We start from the raw sequence: 24,072 nt of genomic DNA, 5'->3' as shown, positions 1-24,072 counted from the left end.
CATGTCGCAAGCTGCCCCGCCTTTTGTCGGGACTTATCGCCTGCAACTTCGCGGCGGCGTGGACCTCGACGCGGCGCGGGCGCTGCTGCCATGGCTCGGCAGTCTTGGCGTGAGCCACCTCTATCTTGCCCCCCCGTTCCATGCCGCCAGCGGGTCAACGCACGGTTATGACGTCATCGATCCGACTCAGATCGATCCGGTTCTGGGCGGGCAGCCTGCATTCGACGCCCTGAGCGATGCGGCGCAACTGGCAGGGATCGGCATTGTCATCGACATTGTGCCGAACCACATGGCCTTCACTCCCGAGAACCCATGGCTTGCCGACGTGCTGCGCCACGGCGCCGAAAGTCCCAACGCCCCCATCTTCGATATCGACTGGGACGCAGGAGCGCTGCACTTTCCCGTATTGGACGGGACCATCGCCGACCTTCTGGCAGCAGGGCAAATCACGCCTTCCGGTACGGCAGACGATCCGCACCTGCGGGTATATGAGCGAGAATACCCGCTGCGACCGACCGATCTGTCGCGCCATATCTGCGGGGGCAGCCGCACACTGGATGCATCTTGCCTGGATGCGCTTCTGGCAGAGCAGCACTGGTCGCTGGGCGACTGGCAGGACAGCGCGGATCGGATCACGCATCGCCGCTTCTTCAACATCACCGACCTTATCGGGGTACGCCAGGAAGACCCGGCGGTCTTCGCCCTTACGCACCGCTGGATAATCGAGCAGGTTGCAGCCGGGCGCATTCAGGGGCTGCGCGTGGACCACGTGGACGGGCTTGCCCGCCCCGGCGCCTATCTCCAGCGCCTGCGCGAAGCCGTAGGCGACACCCCGATCTGGGTCGAGAAGATCGTCAAGGACGGCGAGGCGATTCCCTCATTCTGGCCGATCGAGGGGATGAGCGGCTACGAATTCATGGCCCCGCTCTCCCGCCTGCTTGCGCATCCGGCCGGTCTTGCGGCCGTACGCGATGCATCGCACGGCGCGGTTCCCGAAAACTATGCGCTTGAGGTGCGCCGGGTGCGCCGCGAACTGCTGGATCAGGTCTTCACGCCCGAACTGTCCCGCGTGACCAGAGCCGCACTTGCCGCGCTGGCACTGGAAGAGGAATCCCGCGCCCAAACCTCGGAGGCGATCGCAAGGCTGGCAACGGTCTGGCCGGTCTATCGGTCATATGCGGCGGATTTGTGCCCGCTTTGCGCAACGGTGTCGCAGGCGATCGCGGAAGTCGGCGATACCCCGATGGCCGCTGCCCTTGGCGACCTGCTGCGCGCGCCCGACGATCCCCCGGCCCGCGCCTTCGCTGCCCGCTTCGAACAGCTGACCGGGGCGCTGACGGCCAAATCCGAAGAGGACACCGTGTTCTTCCGGCAAGTGTCCTTCCTGCCGTTCTGCGAAGTCGGCGCTGCCCCCGATCTGGGCTCGGTCGAGGCGAGCGCGTTCGCCGCGACAATGGCGGATCGTGCCCGCGTTACCCCGCTGGCCCTGAACGCGCTGTCGACTCACGATACGAAGAGGTCGGCCGATGCGCGCGCTGTCCTGATCGCCCTTGGCTATTTCCCAGATCTTGCCGGTGCCCTCTACGCCGAAGCCCGGCAGCGGGCGAACGCCGCAGCCCTCCCGGAACGATGGGGACTCTACGCTCTGCAAACGGCTCTGATCATGCGGAACGAACCGGATGCAACTGACCGGATCACCGCCCACATTGCCAAGGCCATGCGCGAAGGCAAGGAATTGTCCCGACACGAAGCGCCTGACGAAGCCGCCGAGGCGCAAGTCGCACGCCTGTGCCTTGCACTACACCGCGATGTCACGGTCGGCGACCTTCTGCCAGCCAGTTTGCGCGGCGAAATCGACACTACGATAGAGGCCATCGTGCTGGCACAGGCCGCATTGCAGATGACGGCGCCCGGCATACCCGACATCTATCAGGGCAGCGAAGCGCTTGCCATTGCCCTGACCGACCCTGACAATCGCCGCAAGGTGGACTGGGCCGCGCTACAGACCGGGCAGTTCGCGCCGCTGTCCATGCGCAAACTGGACCTGACCCGCGCGCTGCTGGCGCGGCGTCAAGAACGACCTGATCTGTTTACCCACGGCGATTACGTATTACAGGCGAATGAGAACAGCTGGCTGGTCGAACGCCATTGGCAGGGCCAAAACTTCACCCTGAGGATACCCATCCCGCGCCAGCGATCGCCCCAAAACCTGCAACCGCTCGCAAACGCGCGCTGACCAGTTCTTGCGGTGCGTTGACAATCCCCCGCCCGAAGCCTAGCGAATTTTGCGAGTGCGTCGCAATAACGTGGGCGTAGGGCCGCAGGGGGATTCGTGACAGTTTGCATCGCCGGAGACCGTCGATGAAGCCGCGCAGCGGCACCATCGGCCGTGGCGAAATTGCCGCGCGGCTGCTTGCCGCCATCCCCGGCAATTACCTGCTCACTTCACTGGCCACCGCCTGCCTGGCGCGGCTGCTCTGGCAGGGCCTTGGCGTCGATCCGGCGAACGCCAGCGTGGCAGCAACGCTGACCTCTTTCCTTCTGTTCGCGGTACTGGCCCTTGTCGCGTTCGGCGTGCGGTCGGCTGGCAGGCTGTGGCTCTGGCTGGCGGGAAGCGGGCTGCTGCTGGGTGCCGGGCTGTGGATCTCGCTCATGGCGGGAGCCCGGCTGTGAGGGATACCCTGCGCCAGTCCATGGCGCTGTTCCATACCTGGAGCGGCCTGCTGCTGGGCTGGCTGCTCTTCGCGATGTTCGCCACCGGCACCGCCGCCTACTTCCAGGACGAGATCACCCGCTGGATGCAGCCGGAAGTGGCTGGAGACGCCAATCCGGCGCTGGCAGCGCAAGGCGCGGTGCGCTTTCTCAACACGGTCGCGCCTGACGGGCAGAGCTGGTACATTACGCTGCCCAACAGCCGCAGCGCCACCACGCAGGTCTACTGGCAGCCCTCTGCTTCCAAACCGGCCCCGCGCGGCGAGACAAGCGCCGTGCTCGACCGCGATGGCAACCGTATCACCACGCGTGAGACGCGGGGCGGCTTCTTCCTTTATCGCTTCCACTTCGACCTGCATTACATGCCCGTGCTCTGGGCCCGCTATCTGGTCGGCATTGCGGCGATGTTCATGCTGGTGGCGATCATTTCCGGCGTCATCACGCACAAGAAGATCTTCGCCGATTTCTTCATGCTGCGCTTCGGCAAGGGACAGCGGAGCTGGCTAGACGCGCACAATGTCACCGCCGTGCTGGCCCTGCCCTTCCATCTGATGATTACCTTCACCGGGCTGGTGACGCTGGCATCGATGTACATGCCCTGGGGCATCGCCGCGAACTATGCCGCGCCGACCGCCTTCTACGAGGCCGTGTTCGGCCGCGCGGTCGCTGCAGAACCGACTGGCAAGCGCGTGCCCCTGGCCGACCTTGGACCACTGGTGAGCGCGGCTTCAAATCGCTGGAACGGCCAGCGCGTAGGCTATATCAGCATCGCCAACCCCAACGATGCCGCCGCGCGGATCGACATGACCCGCTCTCCCGAAGCGTCCTTCGGCGCACGCGGCGAAACCGCGTCGTTCGATGGCGCCACCGGCCGCCTGATCGGGGCCCACGACGCCAACGGCGCGGCGCTGGCAACCGAAAGCGTGATGATCGGCCTGCACACCGGCCGCTTCGCCAAGTGGGGCCTGCGCTGGCTCTACTTCCTGAGCGGTCTTGGCGGCACGATCATGGTGGGCAGCGGCCTTGTCCTGTGGACCGTCAAGCGCCGCGCACGGCTGCCCGATCCAAGCCGCCCGCATCTGGGTTTCCGCATGGTAGAGCGTCTGAACATCGCCGCGATCGCGGGACTGGCCACCGGCATCGCGGTCTATTTCCTTGCCAACCGGCTGCTGCCGCTGGACATGGCCAGCCGCGCCGAGCGGGAGATCGACAGTCTTTTCCTCGCATGGCTCGGCATCGGTTTGTGGGGCATGATACGCCCCGCCCGACGCGCGTGGACGGAGACGCTGGCAATCGCAGGCGCCTGCTTTGCCGCAGTGCCGGTAATCAATGCCCTCACCACATCGCGCGGGTTGCTGCCCAGCCTGCTGGCGGGAGACTGGACTTTCGTGGCCTTCGACCTCGTCATGCTGGTGCTGGCCGCAGGGTTCGCGATGGCCGCCGTCAGAAGCGCGAAGGTCAGAACGAAAGCAAACGCCGGCCAGGGCTCGAGAACGCGCCGCGCAGCGCAGAAAGTGACAAGCGCATGATCCACGTTTTGGCGCTGGCCCTCAGCTTTGCCGCTTTCCTGTCATTGGCGGTGGCCATGAAGCGCCATCAACGCGACCTCACCGGCCGGACACTGACTGACGAGCAGGCACGTGCGGCACGTACCAGCGGGTGGCTGCTGCTGGCCGGTGCTCTGGGCGTGAACATTGCCGCTCTGGGCAGTGCGATGGGCACCATCGTCTGGTTCGGGGAGGCAAGCGTCGGCGCCGGGCTGACCGTCACCGCCATCAACTGGGCGGTCAACCGCAAGGCAGGCCGCGGCGCCCGCTAATCGGCGCCCGGCAAAACAAGCTGCGCATCCAGAAAATCAAGAAACGCCCGGATTCGCGAAGCCAGCCGCCGATGCCCCACGTAAAGGGCATGGATATCCTCGTGGTCGCCCGGATTGAACGGCCCCAGAATTTCGACGAGCCGCCCCGCTGCCAGATCGGCGGCGACATGAAACCGACCGAGGCGCGCGATGCCACCGCCAGCCACCGCCATCATCCGCACCACCTCCCCTGAATTGCCAAGAAACGCCGGTTCGATCGGCCGCTGCACGACGGCGCCATCGCCCCTGAAAGGCCAGGTATCGATCGAGCGCCGGAAACTGAATTGCAGGCAATCGTGCCCCGCAAGATCGCGCGGATGCATGGGCACCCCGCGGTCCTGCAGGTATCCGGGGCTGGCGACCACCGCCATCCTGCTGCGCCCCAGCTTCTTCGCCTTCAGCCCGGTATCGCGCAGCGGGCCGATACGAATGGCCAGATCGGCCCGCTCTTCAACCAGATCGACCAGCGTATCCGACAAGGCCAGGTTGATCGTGACGGCAGGATACGCGTGCTGAAAGCGCGGCAGGATCGGCAGCAGGCACTGCGTCCCGAACGGCACCGAGGCATTGATACGCAGCGGCCCGCGCGGCGCCTCTGCCTCTGATCCGAAGCCACGCTCCACCTCGTCGATTTCCGCGACGAGCCCGGCAACGCGCGCGCGGTAGACTTCCCCTTCTGCCGTCAGCGCCAGTGCGCGGGTGGTCCGCGACACCAACTGCACCCCCAGCCTGCCTTCGAGCCGGGCCATGGCGCGGCTGACCGCGGACGGCGTCAACCGCAGCGCCGTGGCCGCTTTCGCAAAGCTGCCGCCCTGCGCTACCGCAAGGAAGATCTGCATTTCGCCGAAACGGTTGTCCATCGCCCATCCGTGATTCCAAATCACTTCTGATATGCATGACCGCTCACTATGCATCAATAAGATGGCGACCTAGATTCCGGCCTCAACGGAAACAGGAGCATCATTTCATGGATCTCAAACTTGCCGGCAAGACCGCGCTCGTCACCGGATCGACCGCCGGCATCGGCCTCGCCATCGCCGAGCGCCTTGCCGCAGAGGGCGCCGACGTCGTCATCTCCGGCCGCAGCCAGGCCAAGCTGGACGAGGCGGCCGCGAAAGTCAGCGCTACCGCCGCGAACGGGGGAAAGGTACGCGCCGTTCTGGCCGACCCCGCAACCGCTGAGGGGGCCGAAGCGCTGATCGCCGCCGCGCCCGAAGTCGATATCCTGATCAACAATCTGGGCATCTACGAGGCCAAGCCCTTCACCGAGATCAGCGATGAGGACTGGCATCACTTCTTCGAAGTCAACGTCGTCAGCGGCGCGCGGCTTGCCCGGCACTACTTCCCCCGGATGCTGGAGAAGGACTGGGGCCGTGTGATCTTCATCGCCAGCGAAAGCGCTCTCGTGATTCCGGGCGAGATGATCCACTACGGCATGACGAAGACCGCCCAACTGGCCATCGCGCGCGGTCTGGCGGAACAGACGCGCGGCACCGGCGTAACCGTAAATTCGGTCATGCCCGGCCCCACGCGCTCTGAAGGCATCGTCGAGTTCATCCGCTCGGTCGTCGACAACAAGGACGCCCCCGAGGCAGAGCGCGAGGCGGAATTCTTCGCCAAGATGCGTCCCCTGTCGCTCATCCGCCGCCTGATCGAAGCGGACGAGATCGCCGCACAGGTTGCGCTGCTCGCCAGTCCGCTGGGCGCGATCACCAATGGCGCCGCGATCCGCGTCGAAGGCGGCATCGTTCCAACCATCGCCTGAAGCCGCACCTGCACGTGCGCCGTCGCATTGCAATTTTGTAATTTCGATTGCAACGCGGCGGCAGATGGCCGAGGGCGTAAACTCCCGCTTATACGGAGATTCCCTTGGTCGGGTCATTGTCGCGCCGCATCGTAACCCTGTGCAGCCTGTTGTGCCTGTTGCTGGCGCTATTGGCCGGGCTGCTGCTGGAAGGCTCTGCGCAGACCCGCGCCAGTCTGGCGTGGGTCACGCACTCTGCGCAAGTGCTCAAGACCGCGAACCGGGCGATGAGCCACCTGCAGCAGGCCGAATCCGGCGAACGCGGCTACGCGCTGACACGTAACGCCGAATTCGGCGAGACGGTGGAGGCCGAAGTCGGCGCCGCGCGGGCCGCCGCCGCCGAACTCGTCATCCTGACCAAGGACAATCCGGCGCAGAACGACCGCGCGGTGCAGATCCGTGCATTGATCAGCCAGCGCGCGGACCTGCTTGAACAGATCGCCAAGCAGACCCGCAGCGGTGACTTTTCAGGCGCGCAGGCGGCTGTCGGCTCAGGGCGCGGGCGTTATCTGATGCAACTGGTCGACGCGCGGGTCGGCGACCTGCTCAACGAAGAGCGCGCCCTTTCGGCCACTCGCACGGCTGCGGTGGACCAGCGCCTGAAGTACATCACCTGGCTGGTGCTGGGCGGGGTGCCGCTGACGATGATCGTCATCGCCTTCACTGCCGCCACGCTGATCCGCCGCATCCGTCGCCCGGTCGATGCGATGATGACGGTGATGGGCCAGCTTGGCGCAGGCGACCGCACGGCGCGTATCGATGCGCACATGGAATCCATAGAGTTCGAACGCCTCGCCGGTGGCTACAACGCCATGGCCGAGGAACTTGAAGCCGCCGTTGCCGACCAGCATGAAAGCCAGGATCGGCTCCACGTCGCCAACGCGGAACTCAGCCGCAATTCGGAAACCCTGCGCGAACGCGGTGAGGTTATCGAACTGCTGGGCGGCATGGCGCATCGCATGCAGGCCGCCCGCACCGATGAGGAACTGGCCGCGATCATCCGTGTCTTCGTGCCCCGCGTGCTGCCGGAGATTCCCGGCGCGCTTTATGCGCACAACAATTCGCGCAACCTGCTGGTGCCGATCGCGGCGTGGGGCGGACTGGAAGTCGCTACGGCCGGATTCGCCCCCGACCAGTGTTGGGCGCTGCGCCGGGGCCAGAGCCACTTCGTTATCGAGGCGGATTCCGACATCGTCTGCGCCCATGTGGGCGACGATGCCGACCACTATCACTGCGAGCCGCTGCTGGCGGGCGGCGAGGTGATCGGCGTGCTCTACCTCAAGGGCGTGGTCGGCACCGAAAACCGCTTCCGCCTGACGGTGCTGACAGAGAACATCGCTTCCGCCCTCGTCAACCATCGCCTGCAGCGCGGCCTGCGCGAACAGACCATCCGCGATCCTTTGACCGGGCTGTTCAACCGCCGCTACATGGAAGAAACGCTGGCGCTGGAAATCGCCCGCGCTTCACGCTCGGGCAGCCCGCTCAGCCTGGTGATGTGCGACGTCGATCACTTCAAGCGCTTCAACGACGAATTCGGCCACGATGCCGGCGATGCCGTGCTACAGGCGGTCGCCGCCGAGATGCGCAGCCGCTTCCGCGACGGTGACGTGGTGTGCCGCTTTGGCGGCGAGGAGTTCACGATCATCGCGCCCGGCACATCGGCGCTGGTGCTGGCAAGCAGGGTCGACGCGGTGCGCCAGGCAATCAGCGAACTGACCGTGCATCAGGGCGGCCGCACGCTGGGTTCGATGACGATGTCCTTCGGCATCGCATCGTGGGAAGACAGCATGGAGCGCGATGGCTCCACGCTGATCAAGGCCGCCGACGCGGCCCTCTACCGCGCCAAGCGCGAAGGGCGCAATCGCGTCATCGTCGATGCGCGCTCGGAAGCGCTGGCGGCCTGAGCCTTACCGCACCGAGATCATCGGTCATTTCCGTGACGCCGGCAACGCGGCGCCAGCGTCACCATGCTGCTGGTCGCGGTGGCGGTGCGTCACCATTCGGCGGTGCAGCACCCGCACCACGTCGCTGCCCGAAGTCGTGAACAGAGGCGGCAATATGCCGTGAATCAGACACTTCACCCCGCCCACGACCATCGCAGTGCCGAAGCCGAACGCCGACTGGAAGTGCTGGCCGTAGGTTTCACCAACGGATTCGGGGTGCTCCTGAAAGATCTTGCGGAACATGGGGGATTTTCCTTCAGTTGAATGTGCTCGCCAGCATGGCCATCGCCATTGCCGCAACGAGCGTCGAAAACAGGAAGCGCAGGAGGTCGCGGCTTGCGGCAAGCCGCCCGGCGATCGCGCCGCCGCCGATGCCTCCGATGAGGCCCCCGGCGATGAGCGCCACGGCGACGGGCCAGTCTACCAGCCCCGAAACCGCATAATTGGCAGCCGTCGTCGCGCCGAAAATGGTGACGGCGATCAGCGATGTTGCCACTGCTTCGGCCGTCGACATGCCGGTGGCACTGACAAGCCCCGGAACGATCAGGAAGCCGCCGCCGATGCCGAAGAACCCCGCCAGCGAGCCACTGCCCGCGCCGAACCCGGCAAGACGGCGCCAACCGGTCTGCTCCACGCCGTCGGCAGCTTGAACCGCGCGGCGCAGCAGCATCGACAAGGCGATCACCAGCATCAGCACCGACAACCCGCGCAGCAGCCACTGGGCATCGCACAGCTTGCCCAGGCTGGACCCAAGGCTCGCTCCGGCAAGGCCGCAGCAGGCGAACAGCATGCCGCTGCGCCAGCGCACGCGCCCGGCGCGGGCATGTCCGGCCAAAGCCATAGCGGCATTCGCGGCAACGCCGATCGCGCCGGTGCCGATCGCAAGGTGCGGATTGCCAAGGCCGATCACGTAGACCAGCATCGGCGTCGCCACCACCGATCCGCCCCCGCCGATCAGCGCCAGCACAAGGCCGATCAGGCTGCCGCAGCCGATCGCAGTCATCAGGGGGTGGGCGTGAAGCAGGAACAGCATGGAGCAGACCGGGCGCAGGACGTCACCCGCGCGAAAGCCATGCTTTCGCCCGTGGGGAAACGTCGGATTGTAGGGGAAAGGCGCGGCCGGCGGGCGGGGTCGGTTGCCCTGCCGGCCGCTAGTCTTGGGTGGGTACTTAGAAGTCGAAGGAGAGGCGACCGTAGTAATAGCCGCCATAGGCACCGAACGGCGAATTGCTGCCGTAAGGCGAACTGCCGATGGTGTTGGTCACGGTGTTCTTGTCCGGGTAGGTATCGAAGACATTGTAGGCACCGGCCGAAAGCTTCATCTTCTGGGTCAGCTGGTAGCCGACCTCAAGATCGGTGATCCACTTCGCGCCGTAGCTCTGATCGCTTGCGGCATTGTTCGCCAGCGCCTTCCAGCTGCCATAGCGCGTTTCCTTCGCGTTGATCGAGAACGGCCCCTTCGACCAGTTGAGGCCAAGGATGATCTTGTCACGCGGGTTGAAGACCGTGAAATAGCCCTGCGTCTGGCGGTCGAACAGGGTCAGCCCAAGGTCCGCCAGCGCATCGGGATCGTCCGCGATGTGCGTGATCTTGGTCTTGTTGTAGTTGTACGCCGCACTGGCCCGGACGCTGCCGAAATCGCCCAGCGAGAAGCTGTAGTTCGCCACCGCATCGATGCCGCGCGTGCGGGTATCGATCGCATTGGTGAAGAAGCGCACGTACTGATTTCCGGAGAAGCCGTTGTCGATCAGGATCTGGCGCACGCCAGCGCTCGACTGCAGACCCGTCAGGGTGATGCGGTCGTCGATGTTGATCTGATAGGCGTCGACCGTCAGCGTGAAGCCGGCCAGCGGGGTCAGCGTCACGCCAAAGCTGTAGTTGCGCGACTTTTCAGGCTTGAGCGGCTGCTGGCCAAGGGCCTGCGCGATGGCCGAACCGGTCTGCACGATCTTCGATTCGATTAGCTGATAGGCGTTGCCGATCAGCGAAACCTGCGTGGCGGTCTGCGCGTAGGCCTGCTGAGACAGCGAGGGCGCACGGAACCCGTTGGAGAAGGCGCCGCGGAAGTTCAGCCAGTCGGTGGCCTTCCACAAGGCCGAAGCCTTGCCGCTCCACACACTGCCCGAACTGTCGTCATACGTTTCGAAGCGGCCCGCGCCGGTCAGCAGCAGCCGGTCGGTCAGGTCGAGCGCAAGGTCGATATAGGCCGCGCCGATCGTGCGCTGCACCTTCGCTTCATCGTCGGGGGTGACAACCGTGGCGCCCTGCGCGCCGATGGCGCCGTACTGGCCTGCCAGCGCGGAATCTGCCGGGTACTGATAGCCCCCGTTCTCCCACGATGCCGTGTCGAGCGACTTGGTGACGTAGCTTTCGTAACGGAACTCCGCCCCTGCCGAAACCTGCAGGTTGCGACCGCCCAGAACCTCGAAGCCCTTGGTGACATCGAAGTTCGTCGTCCACTGGTCGAACGCCGAGCTGAAAGTGTCGAAGGTGGTAGGGCTTTCGGTGCCGAGCGAGGCGTTGAGCGTGTTGTCAGCACCCGAACGCACGTAGTCGCGGCCATACGTGGTGCTGAGATCAAGGTGCCAGCCGTCCACCGTCTGCTTCATGCCCGCGGTCGCCTGCCAGTCGGTCTCGGCCATCGTGTAATAGGGCGTGAAACCGTCAGGATAGATTTCCACGATGTCGCTGGTGGTGGCGGGATAACGGCCCGCCTGGCCGACGCGCGCCTCGCGGTAACCGAAAGTGGCGTTGCTGTAGATCGTCAGGTCGCCCGCTTCGAACTCGCTGTTCTGGGCAAGGTTGATGGATTTGAGATCGGGCAGGCCGCCCTGATAGCGGCGGCGGTCGCCGCTCGCCTCACGCGGGTCGTCGGCGCCGTTTACCTGCGAATAGATGCGGCCGGTGTAGTCCTGATTGCGGACCGTCGCCTTCTGACGCTTTGCCTCCGCCGAGACCACGATCGATCCGGTTTCGCCGATGTGGAAGCCCTTGGAAAGCTGCGCCGAGACGGTTTCGCCGTCGCTGCCGTTGACGCTGTCCTTGTAGCGCTGACCGACCTCGATCGAGCCGCTGCCCGCATCGGGGTTGCTCTTGAGGATAACGTTGATGACGCCGGCGATGGCGTCCGAACCGTACTGCGCCGCCGCGCCGTCACGCAGGACTTCGATGCGGGCGATCGCGCTGGCGGGGATCTGATCAAGGTCGACCGGATTGCCGCCCATCGAGGTGGAGCCCGAATTGAGGTCGATCAGCGCCGAGTTGTGGCGACGCTTGCCGTTGACCAGCACCAGCACGTGAACGCCGGAAAGGCCGCGCAGGCCCGCCGGGCGCGAGACCGAGTTCCACGACGAGGAACCGACCTGCTGCGACTGGAACGAGGGAACCAGCTGGGTCAGTACATCACGCAGCTGCATCGAGCCGCCAAGCTGGGCGATCTGTTCGCCGCTGATGACGTCGATCGGCGTCGGGCTGGTAGCGACAGTGCGCGCCTGTCCGCGTGAGCCGGTAACGACGATGTCCGAACCGCCCGGTGCTGCGGCATCGTCCGCGCTCTGGGCGAACGCCGCGTTGCCGGTGGCGACGCTGAGCGCAAGGATGGACGAGGTAACGAGTATTCTACGCATTCAAACCCCCATGGTGGGCGGCGTATCTGCTGCCGCCGGATTGATGACGCTGTCTCCCTGGGCATCGCAGCCCGAAGGGGCGACGGCGCCTACGTGTCCGGCGGGTTGTCCCGTCCCGGTTTGCGCGCCCTCGCCGACCGCCGCCGCAAATGCGGAAAGCGCGCCGTCGAGTTCGCGAATGAGGTCCGCGGTGTTCTCCAGCCCCACGTGGAGGCGGATCACCGGGAATGTCGTGTCAGCAGCAAAGCGCCGCTGGCGGATCTGTCCGTTGCACGGGATGGCCAGGCTTTCGAACCCACCCCACGAAAAGCCGAGGCCGAACAACTTCAACGCATCGAGGAACGCGTGCTCGGCGCTCTCGGGACCGTCGAGCACGATCGTGACAAGGCCGTTGCCCGCGCTGTAATCGCGCATGAACAAGTCATGCCCCGGCGCGCCCGCAAGCTGGGGGCACAGCACTTCGCGCACCATCGGCTGATCGCGCAGCCATGCGGCAACCGTCAGCGCCGCCTCGCCATGCCGCGCCAACCGCGTATGCAGGGTGCGCATACCCCGCAGCGCAAGGTACGCGTCATCGGAGGACACCGCCCAGCCCACGCTGCGCGCACCCCGCTTCAACAGCGCGCCCACTTCGCCGCTGGCAACGGCGCTGCCCATGAACACGTCGGAATGACCGCAAACGTACTTTGTGAGCGCCTGGACCGAGATATCGACCCCGTGCGCCAGCGGCTTGAACAGCACCCCCGCCGCATACGTGTTGTCTACAAGGGTCAGCACGCCCCGCGAACGCGCCAGTGCAGCGATGGCAGGAATGTCCAGCATGTCGAGCGTCAGCGATCCGGGCGCCTCCAGCACGATCAGCCGCGTCGCATCGCCGATCATCGCTGCAAGGTCATCCAGCGCGATGTCTGCTGGGAAGTAGCGGGTCGACACGCCGTAATCGGCCATCGTCGTTTCCGCGAAGCGGCGTGTCGGGCCGTAAATCGTATCGCACACGAGGATCTCGTCGCCCGCGCCGCATACCGCCATGATCGCACCCGAGAGCGCGGCAAGGCCCGAAGGATACAGCTCCGCCACTTCGCCGCCTTCCAGATCGCACAGCGACCGGCGCAGTGCCGACTGCGTTGCAAGCCCCCCGCGGCCGTAAGTCGGCGCGGCCCGTCCGAAACAGCCATAGTCATCGAGAAGTACTGTCGTACCACGCTGAAGAACCGGCGCTGCAGTGCGCAACACGAATTCGCCATCCTGTTCGGGATGTATCATCCGCGTCGCTTCACCCGTGGCGCTGTCTTCGATATTCACTTTGCTATCCTGTCGTATATTCGCGCACGTCACGAACCTTGTCGCGTCGGCTTGCTTCTAGTCGGAGCGGGTGTTGACGATCTCACCCAGATTTTTCGTCGTTTCGAGAAATGTCGTGATGAACGTCACGATCGAAGCTGGATCTCCCGCACATTCATCACCCCGTCCTGCAGGGCGATGTGGACAGGGGCAGTTCGGTGGTGTTCTTCATCTCCTCCATGGCGAAGGCCGAACTCACGTCGGTCAGCTTCACCATGCCGATCAGCTTCTTGTAGACCGCATCGTAGGCGGCGATGTTGGCGACCCTGATCTTCATCAGGTAATCGACGTCGCCGGTCATGCGGTACAGTTCCACGATCTCCGGCATCGTCTCGACCGCGTGCGCAAAGCTGCGCAGCCATTCGTCGTTGTGCTCGCTGGTGCGGATCGAGACATAGGCGGTCAGCTCAAGCCCCAGCTTCTCAGGGTCGAGCAGCGCCACGCGCCCCTTGACCGCACCTGCCGCCTCCAGCCGCTTGAGCCGCCGCCAGCAACTGTTGTGCGAAAGGTGCACCACCTCTGAAAGCGCAGCGACGGACAGCGTGCCGTCCTTCTGCAACGCGCCCAGGATGCGGATATCCGCTTCATCCAGAGACAGCCGGCCGGAGGGGACCACGGCCATCAGCGTGATCCCGCAAGAGGAGGAGGGGGCAGCAGGTCTTCCAGGGCGATGCCCTTGGACAGCCCTTCGCGGATCAGCGTCTCGCGCCGGGCGGCGGCTTCGGCGCGATCGATATCGGCGGCAGCCTCTTGGGTGGAAACGAAAGCAACGCCGTCGCCATCACAAAGCGCAATGTCGCCGGGCCGGGCGACGGCACCTCCGACGCTGACGGGCGCGTTGAAACGCCCGCCAAGCCCCAGCCGCCGCGTCGTGCGCGCACTTACGCCCCGCGCCCATACCGGAAGGCCGGTGGCAAGGACCTCTTCAAGATCGGCCACCGGGCCGTCGACCACGATACCGGCGATACCGCGCAGTTTCGCGGCGGCGGCGACGATCCCGCCCACGGCCGCATGGCGCAGGTCGCCAAGTCGGTCGATCACCAGCACGTCACCGTGCCGCAGATGCGACAGCGCTTCATGCAGCAAGGCCCCGTCCGGGCCGGGCAAAGCCAGCGTGACGATGGTGCCGCACGCCTTCATTTGCGGCGCAAGCGGGCGCAAACCGGGATCGCACAAGCCCCACAGGCGCCAGTGGCCCAGCGTTGACGTCTCCACGCGCGAAAGGCCGCTGACCAGATGGTTGGCGGCCCGTTGCGGCATCGGCTGGCGGTCGAATGTCATGCCGATGGCCCTGCTTCGGGTCGGCGCGGATCGCACTTCGCGAAATGGCGCAGGAAATCACCTACATGGCCGACCAGAAAGCGGGTGAAGACCTGACCCGCCCTCGCACTGGACAGCGAGGGATCGCCCGATCCCACGCCGTCGTCAGCCACTTCGGTGGCGTCAAGCGGCAGGTCCACCGACACGCCGCCGAACTGCGCGCTGGCGAAGTGGGGGTCGGACGGCAGGCCGAACACGGGCTTGCGCGGGCTCGCTCCGAACTTGCCCTCTCCTACAAGGCCGGGGGCAAGGTACTTCATGACCGAAGTGACCGGATCAGCACCATGCCCGCGCGCCGCAGCGGTCTTGTCACCATGCGCATCCTGCCACACGGCTTCGGGCAAGGAGCGCCACAGGTGCACCGCCGGCACCACGATGCCGGTCTCGCGCCGCACGGCATGGACCACCTCGGCTATCAAGGGCGCGTTGGTGGAGTGGCCATTGACGATGACGATGCGATCCAGTCCATGGTCAAGGAAGCTGTCGATCATGTCTCGCAGCACTGCGCGGAAGGTGGCCCCACGCAGCTGCACGCCACCGGGGAAGCCGCGAAAGAACTCCGCAAAGCCGAAAGGCAGCACCGGCGCGCACACGGCCCCGGCTGCTTCGGAAGCGGCCATGGCGATGCGCTCTGCCGCCACGAAATCGCCCATCGGCGCATGTGGGCCCTGCTCTTCCTGACTGCCGAGCGGAAGCACGATGACCGGACGGTCGGCAGCGATCCGTTCGGCAAAGGCCGCATGGCTCAAGTCCTGCAGGGCGTGCGGGCGAACGCAGTTCACAGCCCTGCAACTCCCAGTGACGCCTCGATGCGGATCGCCTTGTTCGCCGCGACCGGAATCTGGCTGCGCACACGGTCAAGAATGCCCATGTCGATGCCGGCCGAGGCACTTCCCAGCCCTTCCGACACCCGCGCGACGACGGTGCCCCACGGATCGATGATCATCGACTGGCCGAACGACTGCCGCTCTCCGGCGGGGGTCTGGTAAGTGCCCCACTGGCCTGCGGCGGCCACCCAGCACTCGGTCTCGATCGCGCGGCTGCGCAGCAGCACTTCCCAGTGGTCTTTGCCGGTCAGCAAAGTGAATGCGGCGGGCACCGCGATCAGTTGCGCGCCCTGCTTCGCCAGTTGCTGGTACAGTTCGGGGAAGCGCACATCGTAGCAGATCGAGCAGCCAACACTGACGCCTTCGCAATCATACGTGACGATGGCCTTGCCCGGATCGACGGTGGCAGATTCGTGGAACTTCGCACCGTCTGCGGTCGTCACGTCGAACAGGTGGATCTTGCGATAGCGGGCACGTTCGGCACCGTCGCGGTCGAAGACGACGGTGGTGTTGTAGGCGCGGCCGGGATTTTCCGACTGCTCGTAGAACGAACCGCCGTGGATCCACACCTTCAGTTCACGCGAAAGGCGCGAAAGCAGCGTCCACGTGTCTCCATCGCGGTAAGGTTCCGCAACGAAAGGGGCACCGACAGAGCCGCCGAGCCATTCGCAATGTTCGGGAAGCTGCACCCAGTCCGGGCGCTCCTTTGCCACGCATTCGCGCACGGCGGCCTCGATAGCGGCAAGGTTAGCGACCTTGTCGTTGCGGGTGTTGAGCTGGATAACGGCTGCGCGCAGCATATTACTTTCCTTCCGGCCGCGCAGCAGACAGCGCGATGGCGTTGAAGAGGATCTTGAAGGCGCCCTGAGTCTGGGCGCGCAGGGCGATCTCGGGGCCGACGAGCACGACCTTGCCCTTGCCCTGCGGCACGGTGAGCACGGCGGCCGCGTCCTTCAGGTATTCCGGGTGCCAGGCCCAGCCGCTGTGCAGCAGCTTGCCTTCGCCGAAAGAGACGGCGACGGACACGTCCGGCGCGGTAGGACGGAACACCGGGCTGGAATCGTAGAACACGTCGACCTTGGGATTAAGGCCCCAGGCGATCGGATCGGCGGTATTGGCATCGGCGGTCAACACGGCGCCCGGCACATAGAACTGCGTATTCGGCAGTGGTGCCTTCTTGCCGTCCTTCTCGACCAGCAGCGGATCGGAGACAGGCAGGTTGAGCACCGATGCCAGCCCGGACGAGGACGAGCCCATCGCCAGGATCGTGCCGCCCTCCTGCGCGAAAGCCTTCAGCGCGGGGATCGTCTTTTCCCCGCTGATATCGCCCAGCGACGCGCGGTATTTGGCGGGCATGTCCCTGGGATCGGGCTGGCGGCTGTCGAAGCGACCACGGAACATGCCGCCGTCGACGCCCGAACGCGCATTGGGGATCGCCGCGTCGGGCACGACGACGATGTCGAACTTCTTCGCAAGGCCCCCCTTGTCCAGTTCCTGCGGGTACACGATCGAGTAAGGCAGTTCCTGCCCATCAAGAATCCAGCGCAGCCAGCCGGTGGGATGGAGCCCGCCGTAAAGGTCGATCACCGCAACCCGCGGCTTCTTCACCGCAAGGCGTTCGCCCGCAGGGGCCGCCGCAACCGCCTGCACGGCAAGGCCAAGCGACTTCGCGCCGTCCTCCACGATGCCGCGCGCCTTCGCCGATGCAGGCACGAACCACGCGCCCGGTTCGGCCGGGCGTCCGGCAACGGCAAGCGGGGTCTTGTAGGCGCTGACCGCGATGCCCGCCGCCTGCAACCGGTTGACGAGGCGGAAGGCATCGTTCTGGTCGTGGCTGACAAGCCACCCACCGGACGTGCCCTCCACGCCCGCATCCGCGATCGGCTGCGCATCCGGCGCGATATCGCCGCTGACCGGACGTGTCCTGACGGTGAAGGGGTCGAGCGCGCGGGTGAATTCGACACCGGCCTGAAACGCCGGAGTATAGCCCGAGGCGTCGGCCGGCGGGATCGGCGGGCCACCCGGATAAGCGAAGTTGTTCGGGTAGTGCTGCGGCTCAAACATGTCGAGCACGTGGGCGCGGTAGGCCTGAGCGGCAGGCACGATGTACGTCCCTGCGGGCCAGGTCTTGCCTGCCGCCGTGAAGGGTGCCTCCGCCCGGCTCATCTCCACGCCCAGCCTTGAAAGCGAGGTCAGGAACTTTGCCGTGGTGGGAAAGTCGTGCTGGTCGACAGGCACGATATAGGCGCGCGCATCGCGCTGTGCAGGATCGTGCAGCACCTTTTCATAAAGGTCCGCGTCGATCTCGCTCCAGCCGCGGGTGCGAACTGGCCTGGGCTTGCCGCCTCGCTCGGCCAGAGCCGTATGGGCCGCTTCGATACGGTCCTTCGAGATCGTCCAGCTGTCGGTCGAGCCCTTGGCAATGGCATTGGCGCCCATCTGCCAGCGATCGAACAGCAGCTTCTCGCGGTTGTTCGCCGCATATGTCAGCAACCCGCGCGCCAGCGAAAGGCTGTAGGACACCGACTGCGCCATCGACCATGGCCCCGGCTTTGCGGGCAGCGCCTGATCGTTTCCGGGCACCTGCCGTTCGGGCACGAACGGGATCGTTTCCGGCACGGGGCTGCCGATGATCTCTACAAGTATGCCGACGGCATTATGGAAGTACGTGGAAGTGCGCAGGTTACCGTTATACCACGTATCGTAGTGCGCACCGCTGCGCGTGGTTGCACCGCCCTTGTTCTCCGACAGCAGGCGGCTCTGCAGCGTGGCGCCCACTTCATCGAGGCTGGAGATCACCAGCGGTTCGTAGTGATAATTGAACGGATCGCGGAACGGCGGCAGGAACAGCACCGTGCCCGCAGGCCCGGTCTGGTGCTGGTTCATCACGATCTGAGGGCGCCAGTCGCGGTAGAGCACGCGCACCATGTTCTGCGTCTCGACCTGCGTGGCGAGGAAGAAGTCCCGGTTGTTATCGTGCCCGACGTAGGGGTGGTAGAGGCGCGGAAGCGATTTCAGGTCCGGCTCTCGCTTCATCGGATCCTTGAAGCGCATGTACCAGTCCGCCACGAACTGCTGGCCATCTGGGTTATCCGGCACGAAGAGGGTAACTACGTTGTCGCGGATCTTCTTCGCTTCGGGATCGTCGGCGGAAACAAGATCGTGAACTTGCGCGATCAGCGCAGTCTGCGCCTCTACTTCGCTGGCGTGGAGGCCGCCGTCGATCCAGACCATCGCCTTGCCGGTTGCGGCCATGACGCGCGCCTTCGCGGCATCGATGCCTTGCGCCGCACCCAGCGCCCGACTGGTTTCGCGGTATGCATCAAGCTTCGCAAGGTTCTCTGGAGAGGAGACCACCGCCATCACCTGCCGGCGGCCCTCGGTGCTTGGCCCGATATCGACCAGCTTCACCCGGTCGCTGACGGCGGCCACGGCCTGCCAGTAGGCCATCATGTCGTCATAGGACGGGACATAGCGATCCTCGCCCATGCGGTGACCCAGAACATGCTCGGGCGTGGGGACGGGCTTTTCCTGCGCCAGCGCGGGGGTGGCCAGCGTCAGGCAGGTCGCAAGAAGGAGAGCGCGGGTCAGCTTCATTGGTCGATGGCCTTTGCAGGATCGGGTGCCCGCACGCAGGCAATCACGAGGAAGGAGAGCACGGCGGCTGCGGTGACGTAGAAGGCCGGGGCGATCGTCACGCCCGTCACGCGCACCAGCAGCGTGGCGATGAACGGCGCGAAGCCGCCGAACAGCATGACCGCCCCGTTGTAGCCCACCGACAGCGCGGTGTAGCGCACGCGGGTTGGCAGCAGTTCGCACAAGTACGTGGGCGCGGTGCCGCTGAAGAGGCCGGAGAACACTCCCGCCACCGCCGTCGCGGTGATGACGGAAATGCCGCTGCGCGCCTCGGCCATGAAGGTAAAGAGCGGGATGGATACGAACGCGAAACCGGCGGCGCTGGCCAGCAGGAAGGGCTTTCGGCCCACCTTGTCCGAAGCCCACCCCGCCAGCGGGATCACCGCCACGTTGCATAGCGCGCCGGTCAGCGTGCCGAGCAAGGCGTAGCGCGAAGGCACTTCCAGCACCTGGCTGGCAAAACTGACAAGGAACGTGCCGTAAGTATACCCCGCCACGGTCCAGATCACGACCATGCCCGCGATCGTCAGCACGGTGCGACGGTGGATCGTCAACGCCTCGCGCAGCGGATGCTCGGGCACGTCACGCTCGGCCTTGAAGTGCGGCGTCTCGGGCACCTTGGCGCGCAAGTAGAAGCCCAGCGGGGCGATAAGGATGCCCAGTACGAAAGGTACGCGCCAGCCCCATGCCTGCAAGTCCCCGGGCGACAGCGCAGTGTTGAGCGCCAGCGCCACCAGCACGGCGGACACCACCGCAAGGCTTGTGCTCAACTGCTGCAGCGCGCCGAACAGGCCGCGCCGGTTGGCAGGCGCATACTCGACGAGGAACGTGGTTGCCCCGCCCCACTCGCCGCCAGCCGCGAAACCCTGCACCAGACGGCACAGGACCAGCAGCGCCGGAGCAACGAGGCCGATCGCATTGTAGGTCGGGATAAGCCCGGTAGCGCAGGTCGCACCCGCCATCAGCATCATCGTCAGCACCAGCGCCGACTTGCGCCCGAAGCGGTCGCCCATCGAACCCAGCACCATCGAGCCCACGGGCCGCATCACGAACCCTACGCCGTATGTCGCGAAGCTCGACAGGATCGTCGTCACCGGATCGGATTCCGGAAACATCGCAATGCCGATCTGCGCCGCGAAATAGCCGTAGATGATGAAGTCGAACAGTTCGAACCAGTTGCCGATCATCGCCGAGGCAAGTGCCCGTGCAATGTCCTTGCGGCCAGGAACATAGCCGGCTTCCGGGCGCACAGCAGGCCCGTCGGCGGGAAGCGCCGTAGTCGTCATGGCAGTCTTTCTCGCTTCTTAAGGAGCTTCGGCGGGCGAAGGCTTGGGCAGCGGCACCGGGACATGCGGCGGGATCACGACCGCGCCATCCTTCACCATCATCCGGCCGTCCTTGAACACCATCGATACCTTGCGCAGCGCATCGATATCCTGGTCAGGCCGGCCATCCACGACGATCACGTCAGCCAGCTTGCCCGGCTGGATCGTGCCGATCAGGTCATCCATCGCCAGCAACTTCGCATTGGTCAGCGTCGCCGCCTGCAGAGCTTGGGGAATCGAATAGCCACCCTTCACGAACCACTTGAGTTCGGCGATGTAGATGTTGGGGATCATCCTGTTCGCATCGCCGATCGTATCGGTGCCGACGCCCATGACGATGCCCGCCTTCTTCATCTTGCGGAACAGTTCAAAGTTCGCATCCGACGTCATCGTGAACCGGCGCGAAGTCGATCCCCAGAACCCGCCCGCGCGGTCCAGCACGTTCTGGTAGACCTGCAGTGTCGGTACGGAGGCGGTGTGATGCTGCGCCATTTCGGCGATGGTCCGGTCTGTGCGGGGCAGCGGGTGCTCGATCATGTCGATGCCGGCCTCGACCGCCATCTGGGTGTAGATCGTCTCGCAGTCGCACGTGACCTTCAGGCCAAGGCGGTGCGCTTCGTCGACCGCCGCCTGGATTTCATCCGGGGCGAAATGACTGGCCACCTTGATGACGCTGGCGCCCTTCTTGAACGTTTCGCGCACGGCAGCGCGCCAGGCGTCCGCGCCGTTGCGTTCCCAGGCATAGTCCGGCCCATGCGACGGGCGCACCGGACGCTCCGTGGCATGCCCACCCGTGCCCGTAATAATGTGGCCCGCAGTGAACACGCGCGGGGCCGCGATCGCATCTTCGGCTGCCCAGTCCGCAAGACGATAAGGCGCATCGCCCACGCCGTTAAGATCGCGCACGGACGTGAATCCGGCTTCGATGAACCAGCGCAAGTTGCGCTCCCCACGCAGCACGCCGTCGGCATCCTCGGCCTGCACGTCGTAAGGCGTCGCGTTGTCCGGGTACGTCAGGTGGACGTGCATGTCGATGAGGCCGGGCATCACGAACTTGCCCGCAACGTCGATCACCCTGGCATCGGCGGGCCATGCGGTGCTGTCGGGAGAAAGCACCGCGATGACCCTCTCCCCCTGCATCACCACGCTGCCCGGTGCGACCCGAAGGGACTGCGTGTCAAAAACAAGACCGCCGCGCAGCACCGTGACGCGGCCGGACGGCGCCTCCGCCCGTTCAGGGATCATGCGCGGAGTATGGTCGGTGTCGCCACCGGGAACGATCCAGTCGTGACGGTCGGTGCGTGGCACCGATGCTTCGCGTCCGGCATCCGCCGCAGGCGCTGCCATGGCCGCCCCCGCAAGGCCTGCGACGCAAAGCGCCACACTGGAACGCGCGATATTTCGGAAGGGATGATTCATGATGTTTGCGACCGTCATGTTTCTGATCAAGCTGGCTTTTTACATATTCCCTTGACCCACCATCGCGTCGGCAATGCGCGCGATGGCGGCTCCAAGGTTGGCCTGCAGGCGGGCCGGATCCTGCCGGTAGCGCTGCGAAATGCAGGCCAGGCCCAGCGCGGCCAGCGGCTGACCAGGGCCGAGCGGAATGACCGCGGCAACCCCTGTCCCGCCTACCGCGAATTCATCTTCCACGACCGCGAAGCCGGTTTCACGCGCGGCAGCCACAGCGTCGATCACTGCGGCCCGGTCCACCCGCGTCGAACCCGTCAGCGGCGCACGTGGCACCGCATCAAGCGCCGCTTCCACGCCGGCAGCATCCAGCCGCGTCAGCAGCACCCGGCCCAGCGCGGTACAGTAGGCCGGCACCTTGCGCGGCAATTCGATGTCGTAACGGATGTCGGAGGGCGATGCCTCCTTGGCGATCAGGCGCACAAGGCCGGGCGCATCGGGCATGCCCAGCAACACCGTCTCACCTGCCTCCGAAGCCAGCGCACGCATCACCGGAGGCGCCACGCGCAGGATGCGGCCGTGTCGCGCGAAGCCATCGCGCCGGATGATGTCGTTCAGCCGATAGGTATCGTCCTCATCCTCGCGAACAAGGTAGCCGCGATTGTGCAGCGTGCGCAGCAGCCCCAGCGTGCTGCTTTTGGGCAAGTCCAGACCGCGCGCCACTTCGCTGAGGGTCAGGCCGCCGCACCGCGTCGAAAACAGTTCGAGCATGTCGAGCACACGTGCGGCAGACTTGATATCGTTGGTCATTGCGGCCCCTGATCGCCTGGACGCCCCTCGTTCATGAATCAGAACGACGCGTTCATATCCGTGAACAACTTGTGCACCCTTTGCCAGGAGGTGTCAAATGTTTGTGTTTCGCGGCAATCGCCGCATGTTTGTTACGTGTAAACAGGGAATTGGCTGATATTGCATCGACCATGGATGCGTTCGAGGGCGCTGGGGTTTCGGGAAAATTCGCGCAAGCGGCCAAAATCGGCAGGCACTCGCGCCCTGATCCGCACAAGCTGTTCACAAACATGAACCGCCAAAAGCTGCCAGCCAGAACGCCCGCAAGAATTATGATCATTTCTTGAATTTTGATCAGATTTCACACATATTGAATGCATGGCTACCGCTGTCCAGTCTCGCGAACCCAGCCGGAAGGATCTCACCGGCCCCGCCTTGCGTACCTTCTTTCGCATTTCCGATGCATGGGGGCTCAAGGAGAACGAACAGATGCGCCTGCTCGGCCTTGACAGTCGTTCGACATTCCAGTCCTGGAAGCGCGGCGCCGTCTCGGCCATCCCCAAGGATGCGCTGGAGCGGATTTCCTACGTTCTAGGCATCTACAAGGGGCTGCAGATCCTGCTGCCGCAGACGGCCGACGACTGGGTGCGCAAGCCCAATGCCGCACCATTGTTTAATGGCCGTTCGGCGCTGGACCGAATGGCATCAGGCAACGTCGCGGACCTGTATGTAGTGCGTCAATACATCGACGCGCAGCGCGGCTGACTGACCGGCCAGACGACACAAACGCCCATGGACGTCACCATCACTGCATTGCGCTGGACGCCGTGCTATCGCATCGTCCCCAGCAGATTCCCTCCGATCTCGGTGTTCGATAAAGTCGCAGATCCGGCGGACCTTGACGCCATGTTCGCGCTGGAAGCGCTGACGAACGACCGCTTGCGTGAAGAGACCGGCCAACTCGCGCTGGTGCCGCCGCAGGATCGCGTGTCCGGCCCCGGATCGACGCCCATCATGGCCGCCTTCACGCACCTCAATCCCAGGGGGGACAGGTTCACGGATGGGTCTTTCGGCGTCTTCTATGCCGCCCGCTCGGTCGATACGGCCGTGGCCGAAACCTGCTATCACCGCGCGCGGTTCATGGCCTTCACTGCAGAGCCAGCGCAGGAACTGGACATGCGGGTTTATGCGGTCGATCTGGACGCGCAGATGCATGACATTCGCGACCGCCGCGAAGACAAGGCGGCGGTCTACCACCCCGATCAATACGGCGCATCGCAAGCCTTCGCCGTGGCGCTGCGGGCGGAAGGCTCGGACGGCATCGTCTATGCCAGCGTCAGGCACGATGGCGGAGAATGCGCGGCGGTGTTCCGGCCGCGCCTGCTCTCCAACTGCCGTCAGGAACGGCACCTGTGCTACGTCTGGGACGGCAGCACGATCGCCACCGTCTACGAAAAGCGCGCCTTCGGCTGAAGGCCGCG

22 protein-coding genes are annotated in these 24,072 nt (G+C 65.2%); 9 read left to right on the top strand and 13 right to left on the bottom strand.

Translation table 11 applies throughout. From position 1 onward, the window contains the following. Position 1 precedes the first annotated feature (1 nt). From treY to A8V01_RS18925, 4 genes are all read left to right on the top strand, one after another. Complete coding sequence (treY, locus tag A8V01_RS18940; RefSeq protein WP_103097922.1) at positions 2 to 2,236, top strand: malto-oligosyltrehalose synthase; 2,235 nt, start codon at positions 2 to 4, stop codon at positions 2,234 to 2,236. Between the two features lie 125 nt (positions 2,237 to 2,361). Beyond that, positions 2,362 to 2,673 carry a hypothetical protein gene (locus A8V01_RS18935; protein WP_103097860.1) on the top strand — a complete coding sequence of 104 codons (312 nt, stop codon included), beginning with the start codon at positions 2,362 to 2,364 and terminating at the stop codon, positions 2,671 to 2,673. Next, entirely contained in the window at positions 2,670 to 4,241 is a 1,572-nt protein-coding gene (locus tag A8V01_RS18930; protein ID WP_103097859.1) for a PepSY-associated TM helix domain-containing protein, read from the top strand. The genes A8V01_RS18935 and A8V01_RS18930 overlap by 4 nt, the downstream gene beginning before the upstream one ends. Further along, positions 4,238 to 4,531 (top strand): DUF3325 domain-containing protein, encoded by a 294-nt coding sequence (locus tag A8V01_RS18925; RefSeq protein WP_103097858.1) that lies wholly within the window; start codon positions 4,238 to 4,240, stop codon positions 4,529 to 4,531. The genes A8V01_RS18930 and A8V01_RS18925 overlap by 4 nt, the downstream gene beginning before the upstream one ends. On the opposite strand, the gene A8V01_RS18920 is transcribed toward A8V01_RS18925, so the two are convergent. Continuing rightward, positions 4,528 to 5,430: a LysR family transcriptional regulator gene (locus tag A8V01_RS18920; protein WP_103097857.1), complete on the bottom strand. Its 903-nt coding sequence runs from the start codon at positions 5,428 to 5,430 to the stop codon at positions 4,528 to 4,530. The genes A8V01_RS18925 and A8V01_RS18920 overlap by 4 nt on opposite strands. Before the next feature lie 107 nt (positions 5,431 to 5,537). Here A8V01_RS18920 and A8V01_RS18915 point away from each other — a divergent pair, with 107 nt between their 5' ends. Both A8V01_RS18915 and A8V01_RS18910 read left to right on the top strand, forming a co-directional pair. Continuing rightward, positions 5,538 to 6,335 (top strand): SDR family NAD(P)-dependent oxidoreductase, encoded by a 798-nt coding sequence (locus tag A8V01_RS18915; RefSeq protein ID WP_103097856.1) that lies wholly within the window; start codon positions 5,538 to 5,540, stop codon positions 6,333 to 6,335. Between the two features lie 104 nt (positions 6,336 to 6,439). Then, the gene (locus A8V01_RS18910) at positions 6,440 to 8,278 is read left to right on the top strand and encodes a sensor domain-containing diguanylate cyclase (RefSeq protein WP_211295075.1); all 1,839 of its coding nucleotides are present in this window, start codon (positions 6,440 to 6,442) and stop codon (positions 8,276 to 8,278) included. A gap of 24 nt (positions 8,279 to 8,302) precedes the next feature. Here A8V01_RS18910 and A8V01_RS18905 read toward each other — a convergent pair whose 3' ends face one another. From A8V01_RS18905 to A8V01_RS18850, 12 genes are all read right to left on the bottom strand, one after another. Continuing rightward, the gene (locus A8V01_RS18905; protein ID WP_103097855.1) at positions 8,303 to 8,560 is read right to left on the bottom strand and encodes a DUF6356 family protein; all 258 of its coding nucleotides are present in this window, start codon (positions 8,558 to 8,560) and stop codon (positions 8,303 to 8,305) included. Positions 8,561 to 8,573: 13 nt separating this feature from the next. Further along, positions 8,574 to 9,350 (bottom strand): sulfite exporter TauE/SafE family protein, encoded by a 777-nt coding sequence (locus A8V01_RS18900; RefSeq protein WP_103097854.1) that lies wholly within the window; start codon positions 9,348 to 9,350, stop codon positions 8,574 to 8,576. Between the two features lie 136 nt (positions 9,351 to 9,486). Further along, positions 9,487 to 11,943, bottom strand: coding sequence for a TonB-dependent receptor plug domain-containing protein (locus A8V01_RS18895; RefSeq protein WP_103097853.1), 2,457 nt, complete (start codon positions 11,941 to 11,943; stop codon positions 9,487 to 9,489). Further along, the gene (gene metC / locus A8V01_RS18890; RefSeq protein WP_103097852.1) at positions 11,944 to 13,245 is read right to left on the bottom strand and encodes a cystathionine beta-lyase; all 1,302 of its coding nucleotides are present in this window, start codon (positions 13,243 to 13,245) and stop codon (positions 11,944 to 11,946) included. Positions 13,246 to 13,402: 157 nt separating this feature from the next. Further along, entirely contained in the window at positions 13,403 to 13,906 is a 504-nt protein-coding gene (locus A8V01_RS18885; RefSeq protein ID WP_211295074.1) for an Lrp/AsnC family transcriptional regulator, read from the bottom strand. Then, positions 13,906 to 14,565 (bottom strand): RraA family protein, encoded by a 660-nt coding sequence (locus tag A8V01_RS18880; protein WP_245892723.1) that lies wholly within the window; start codon positions 14,563 to 14,565, stop codon positions 13,906 to 13,908. The genes A8V01_RS18885 and A8V01_RS18880 overlap by 1 nt, the downstream gene beginning before the upstream one ends. After that, entirely contained in the window at positions 14,562 to 15,386 is an 825-nt protein-coding gene (locus tag A8V01_RS18875; RefSeq protein WP_103097851.1) for a creatininase family protein, read from the bottom strand. The genes A8V01_RS18880 and A8V01_RS18875 overlap by 4 nt, the downstream gene beginning before the upstream one ends. After that, positions 15,383 to 16,231 (bottom strand): carbon-nitrogen hydrolase family protein, encoded by an 849-nt coding sequence (locus A8V01_RS18870; RefSeq protein WP_103097850.1) that lies wholly within the window; start codon positions 16,229 to 16,231, stop codon positions 15,383 to 15,385. The genes A8V01_RS18875 and A8V01_RS18870 overlap by 4 nt, the downstream gene beginning before the upstream one ends. 1 nt (position 16,232) lies before the next feature. Further along, positions 16,233 to 19,028 carry a M14 family metallopeptidase gene (locus A8V01_RS18865; RefSeq protein ID WP_103097849.1) on the bottom strand — a complete coding sequence of 932 codons (2,796 nt, stop codon included), beginning with the start codon at positions 19,026 to 19,028 and terminating at the stop codon, positions 16,233 to 16,235. After that, complete coding sequence (locus A8V01_RS18860) at positions 19,025 to 20,353, bottom strand: MFS transporter (RefSeq protein ID WP_103097848.1); 1,329 nt, start codon at positions 20,351 to 20,353, stop codon at positions 19,025 to 19,027. The genes A8V01_RS18865 and A8V01_RS18860 overlap by 4 nt, the downstream gene beginning before the upstream one ends. Positions 20,354 to 20,371: 18 nt before the next feature. Then, on the bottom strand, positions 20,372 to 21,739 hold the full coding sequence (locus tag A8V01_RS18855) for an amidohydrolase family protein (protein WP_245892722.1): 1,368 nt from the start codon (positions 21,737 to 21,739) through the stop codon (positions 20,372 to 20,374). A 111-nt stretch (positions 21,740 to 21,850) separates the two neighbouring features. Then, a complete protein-coding gene (locus A8V01_RS18850; RefSeq protein WP_103097847.1) occupies positions 21,851 to 22,612 on the bottom strand; it encodes an IclR family transcriptional regulator in 762 nt (253 codons plus the stop codon). Between the two features lie 149 nt (positions 22,613 to 22,761). On the opposite strand from A8V01_RS18850, the gene A8V01_RS28725 reads away from it, so the two are divergent. From A8V01_RS28725 to A8V01_RS18840, 3 genes are read left to right on the top strand one after another with little or no spacing between them, the layout of a single operon-like run. After that, positions 22,762 to 22,938 carry a hypothetical protein gene (locus A8V01_RS28725; protein ID WP_170065989.1) on the top strand — a complete coding sequence of 59 codons (177 nt, stop codon included), beginning with the start codon at positions 22,762 to 22,764 and terminating at the stop codon, positions 22,936 to 22,938. Between the two features lie 31 nt (positions 22,939 to 22,969). After that, the gene (locus A8V01_RS18845; protein ID WP_103097846.1) at positions 22,970 to 23,356 is read left to right on the top strand and encodes an MbcA/ParS/Xre antitoxin family protein; all 387 of its coding nucleotides are present in this window, start codon (positions 22,970 to 22,972) and stop codon (positions 23,354 to 23,356) included. 27 nt (positions 23,357 to 23,383) lie between these two features. Then, the gene (locus A8V01_RS18840; RefSeq protein ID WP_103097845.1) at positions 23,384 to 24,064 is read left to right on the top strand and encodes an RES family NAD+ phosphorylase; all 681 of its coding nucleotides are present in this window, start codon (positions 23,384 to 23,386) and stop codon (positions 24,062 to 24,064) included. The last annotated feature ends 8 nt before the right edge of the window (positions 24,065 to 24,072 follow it).

Source organism: Novosphingobium guangzhouense (assembly GCF_002896965.1).
GTDB classification, from domain to species: domain Bacteria; phylum Pseudomonadota; class Alphaproteobacteria; order Sphingomonadales; family Sphingomonadaceae; genus Novosphingobium; species Novosphingobium guangzhouense.
The sequence above is the reverse complement of the archived record's forward strand: the minus strand, read 5'-3'. Positions and strand labels throughout refer to the sequence as shown.